Below are 4,313 nucleotides of genomic sequence, written 5' to 3' on the forward strand. Positions count from 1 at the left end.
CACCTGGACCGCCGAGCAGCTCGCCGGCATCGCCGGGGCCTGCGCGGACGGCAGGCACGAAGTGGTCGGCATCGTCATCGCCGGCACGGTACGGGGCGTCGCTGCGCCGTCCCCCGCACACCCCGGGGACCACGCCGCCGAGGCGCTCGCGGTGCGCGGCGGCGCGAAGGGAGGTTCGGCGTGACGACGAACACGACTTCCGAGTCGCCCACCACCACGTCCCTGTTCGACCTGCAGTCGCTGGTGGTGTCGGTACGCCGACGCCGCCGCCTGTGGTGCTCCCTCGCGCTCCTGGGGCTGCTGGCCGGCGCGGCGCTGGCCGTGCTGCGCCCTCCGGCCCCGGCCGCGACGACCAAGGTGCTCGTCGCGCACGCCGACGACCAGCCGAACGACACCGGCACGCTGATGCGCACCGACGTACAGCTGTTGCAGACCACACGGATCGCCGACAAGGCCCTGCAGTCCCTCGACTCCCGCGACAAAGCGGAGGACTTCATGCGGGACTACCGGGGGACCGGGCTGACCAACAACCTGCTGCAGATCGACGTGACCGGCGACAGCGACGCCCAGGCGGTGGCGCGGGCCAAGGCGCTGGCGGACGCCTTCGTCACGGACCACGTGCAGCGGATGCAGCGGACCGCACAGGCCGAGGCCAAGGCCCTGACCGACCAGCGCGACCGCATGCGGGACGAACTCGCCGAGGTCAACAAGGAGATCGGCGACAGGTCGCCGGACAGCGACCCGACCCAGTCGGCGAGCATCGAGTCCCTCTTCGCCCGCCGCGCGGAACTCAACTCGCGGATCTCCGACTTCGACCAGCGCGCCGAGGACGCACGCACCGGTACGCCCAAGGTCGTGTCCGGCACCCAGATCGTGGACTCACCGCGTGCGGTGCGGCACTCCCTGCCCCGGTCCGCCGCGACCGGCGCCGGGATCGGCCTGGTCCTCGGACTCGTCCTCGGGCTCGCGGCGGCAGCGGTCGGCACGGTGGTGCGGGACCGCCCGGTCCTGCGCCGCGACATCGCGGCCAACCTGGGCGCCTCGGTCATCGCCGAACTGCCGCACCGCACAGGCAGGCGGTGGCAGCGCCGCCGGACCCGGGCGGCCCGCGAACGGCTCACCGCGACCCTGGCCCGCACCGTGCGCGACTCCTCGCAGCCGGTGTCCTTGCTCGAACTGGGCTGTGCACGCAGCACGAGCGTGATCGCCCTGGACCTCGCCAGGGCGCTGGCGGCGCACGGCCCGGTGACCGTCGTCGACGGCCTGCCCGGCCCGCAGCTCGCGCAGCACCGCGCGAAACCGGGGGACCCCACCGTGGTCGGCGCCGGGCAGGCCGCGTCCCTGCCGCACCAGGAACGCCGGCTCGGCGTCGGCTCGGTGACCCCGGGCACGGCATGGACTGGCCTGAACGACCTCGGTGCCCAGACCGTGCTCGTCGTGCGCGCCGGGCACGGCAGCACCGCATGGCTGCACACCGTGGCCCGACAGCTCGCGGACCTCCTCATCCCGGTGATCGGGGTGGTGCTCATCGACCCCGATCCGCGGGACCGCACCGACGGCACCCTGTGGGACGGGCTGCACACGGCGCTGCGCGGTCACGGCGAGCGCCTCGCCCGGCAGAACGGGGCCCCGCGCACGGAGCGGCTGCGGGTGTGGGCCGCACGGGGCCCGGACAACGACCAGGAGGCGAGGTAAGACCATGTGCGGCATCGCAGGCACGTACCGCTGGCCGGACGGAAAGGCCGTGACCGACCGGCTCACCGACACCCTCGCCCACCGCGGCCCGGACGGGGCCGGCCGCTACGGCCACGGCGTCGGTGACGGCGAAGTACAGCTCGGGCACCGGCGGTTGGCCATCATCGACCTGTCCGAGGCCGGCGCCCAGCCGATGGTCTCGGGCGGCCTCGCCCTGACGTACAACGGCGAGCTGTACAACGCGCCCGAGCTGCGCGCCGAGCTGGCCGCTCACGGGGTGCGCTTTCGCGGCACCTCCGACACCGAGGTGCTCCTGGAGGCCTGGCGGCGCTGGGGCACGGACTGCCTGCCCCGGCTGCGCGGGATGTTCGCGTTCGGCATCTTCGACGAGCGCACCGGCGAACTGGTGCTCGCCCGCGACCAGTTGGGCATCAAGCCGCTGTTCCTGCTGCGGCGCGGCGAGGGCCTCGCGTTCGCCTCCGAGCTCAAGGCGCTCGCCACCGTGCCGGGCGGCCCGCTGGAGGTGGACCACGGCGCGCTGGTGGCGTCGCTGCTCTACTACTGGGTGCCGGACTCCCGGTGCGCCTTCCGCGAGGCGGAGAAACTGCCGCCGGGCAGCTGGCTGCGGTGCCGGCCCGACGGCCGGGTGGACCGGGGCCGGTTCTGGCACCTGAAGGACGTCGCCGCCGAGGGCCGGGAGCGTGCCCGCAGCGGCGAGCAGCCCGACCTGGCCGCCATCGTCGAGGAGTCGACCCGCAAGCACCTGCTCTCCGACGTCCCCGTGGCGACCTTCCTGTCCGGGGGGCTCGACTCCAGCTACCTGACCGCGCTGGCGGCCCGGCATCAGCCCGGCATCTCCGCCTACACGATCGGATTCCGCGCGGAGGACGCCAAGTTCGAGGCGATGCCCGACGACCTGCGCTACGCGCGGCAGGTGGCCGAGCGGTTCGGCGTCGACCTGCACGAGATCGAGATCGCGCCGAACGTGCTCGACCTGCTGCCGCAGATGACGTACCACCTGGACGAGCCGATCGGCGATCCCGCCGCGATCAACACGTTCCTGATCTGCTCGGCCGCCCGGGAGGCCGGGGTCAAGGTGATGCTGTCCGGGATGGGCGCCGACGAGCTGTTCGCCGGCTACCGCAAACACCTGGCCAACCTGATCGCCCTGCGCTACCAGCGCGTCCCGCGTCCGCTGCGGCGAGGCGTCAGCGCGGCCGTGGACCGGCTGCCGGTCGCCTCGAAACGGCGCGGGTACCGGTCCGTGCGGTTCGCGAAGCGGTTCCTGTCCTTCGCCGACCTGCCGGAGGAGACCGCGTTCCGGCGCAGCTACACCATGTACGACCAGGAGGAGCTGCTCGCCCTCGTCAACCCGGACCTCGCCGGGACGGTCGACGACGTGCTGACCGAGCACGCGGACGTCTACGAGGACAACGACCTCGACGACTTCGTCAACCGCATGTGCCTGGGCGACGCCCGGATGTTCCTGCCGGGCCTGAACCTCGCCTACACGGACCGCTCCAGCATGGCCGCGTCGACCGAGGTCCGGGTGCCGTACGTGGACGTCGAGGTGGTCCGGGCGGCGTTCGCCGTGCCCGGCAACCGCAAGATCGTCGGACGGCAGGGCAAGGCCGTCCTCAAGGAGGCGGCCACCTCGGTCCTGCCCCGGGAGATCGTCTACCGGCCCAAGGGGCTCTTCAGCGCTCCGCTGCGCGCCTGGATGAGCCGGGACCTGGCACCGCTGGTGCGCGAGGTGGTGCACGACGGGGTGCTCGTCAACTCCGGGATCCTGCGCCGCGACGCGCTGGCGCGGATGGTCGCCGAGGACGCCGCCGGGCAGCGGGACTTCTCCAAGCATCTGTGGCACGTACTGACCCTCGAGTACTGGTATCGCGACGCGACCTCCGGGTCCGGCCAGAGCACTCGGTCAAGGGCTTAAGGAATCTTCGGGAGTGGGAGTTCGGGTGAAGCAGGTTGTTCAGAACTACAAGAGCGGCGAGCTGGCGGTGCTCGACGTGCCGGTGCCGGACTGCAAGCCGGGCGGTGTGCTGGTCCGCACCGCCTACTCGCTGATCTCCACCGGCACGGAGCTCATGAAGGTGTCCGAGGCCGGCATGTCGATGCTGGGCAAGGCCCGCTCCCGCCCCGACCAGGTGGCCAAGGTCATGCAGAGCGTGGCCACCAACGGGCTGCCCGCCACCTACCGCAAGGTGATGGGCAAACTGGACTCCTACACGCCGCTCGGCTACTCGCTGTGCGGGGTCGTCGAGCAGGTCGGCGCCGGGATCGACGACGTGAAGGTCGGCGACCTCGTGGCTTGCGCCGGCAACGAGCACGCGCTGCACGCCGAGACGAACTGGGTGCCGAAGAACCTCTACACCCCGGTGCCCGACGGCCTCGCGCCGCGCCACGCCGCCTTCGGCACCGTCGGCTCGATCGCCCTGCAGGGCGTGCGCCAGGGCGAGCCGCAACTCGGCGAGGTGGCCCTCGTCATCGGCCTCGGGCTGATCGGCCAGCTGGTGGTGCAGCTGCTCACCGCCTCCGGGGTCCGCGTCGTCGGCGCCGACCCCGACCCGGAGCGCTGCGCCCTCGCCGAGCGCGTCGGCGCCGTGTCCTGC

The 4,313-nt window shown here is 72.7% G+C and carries 3 protein-coding genes and 1 pseudogene; all 4 read left to right on the forward strand.

The features are described 5' to 3' along the window. A pseudogene (locus G3I40_RS17195) lies at positions 1–184 on the forward strand (polysaccharide biosynthesis protein); the annotation flags it as partial. Further along, on the forward strand, positions 181–1,695 hold the full coding sequence (locus G3I40_RS17200; protein ID WP_164303032.1) for a Wzz/FepE/Etk N-terminal domain-containing protein: 1,515 nt from the start codon (positions 181–183) through the stop codon (positions 1,693–1,695). The pseudogene G3I40_RS17195 and the gene G3I40_RS17200, both read left to right, overlap by 4 nt. A gap of 4 nt (positions 1,696–1,699) precedes the next feature. Further along, positions 1,700–3,634 carry an asparagine synthase (glutamine-hydrolyzing) gene (gene asnB / locus G3I40_RS17205; protein ID WP_164303033.1) on the forward strand — a complete coding sequence of 645 codons (1,935 nt, stop codon included), beginning with the start codon at positions 1,700–1,702 and terminating at the stop codon, positions 3,632–3,634. Between the two features lie 25 nt (positions 3,635–3,659). After that, a partial coding sequence (locus G3I40_RS17210; protein ID WP_164303034.1) for a zinc-binding alcohol dehydrogenase occupies positions 3,660–4,313 on the forward strand: 654 nt, incomplete at its 3' end.

It is taken from the genome of Streptomyces sp. SID14478, assembly GCF_010548525.1.
Taxonomy (GTDB): domain Bacteria; phylum Actinomycetota; class Actinomycetes; order Streptomycetales; family Streptomycetaceae; genus Streptomyces.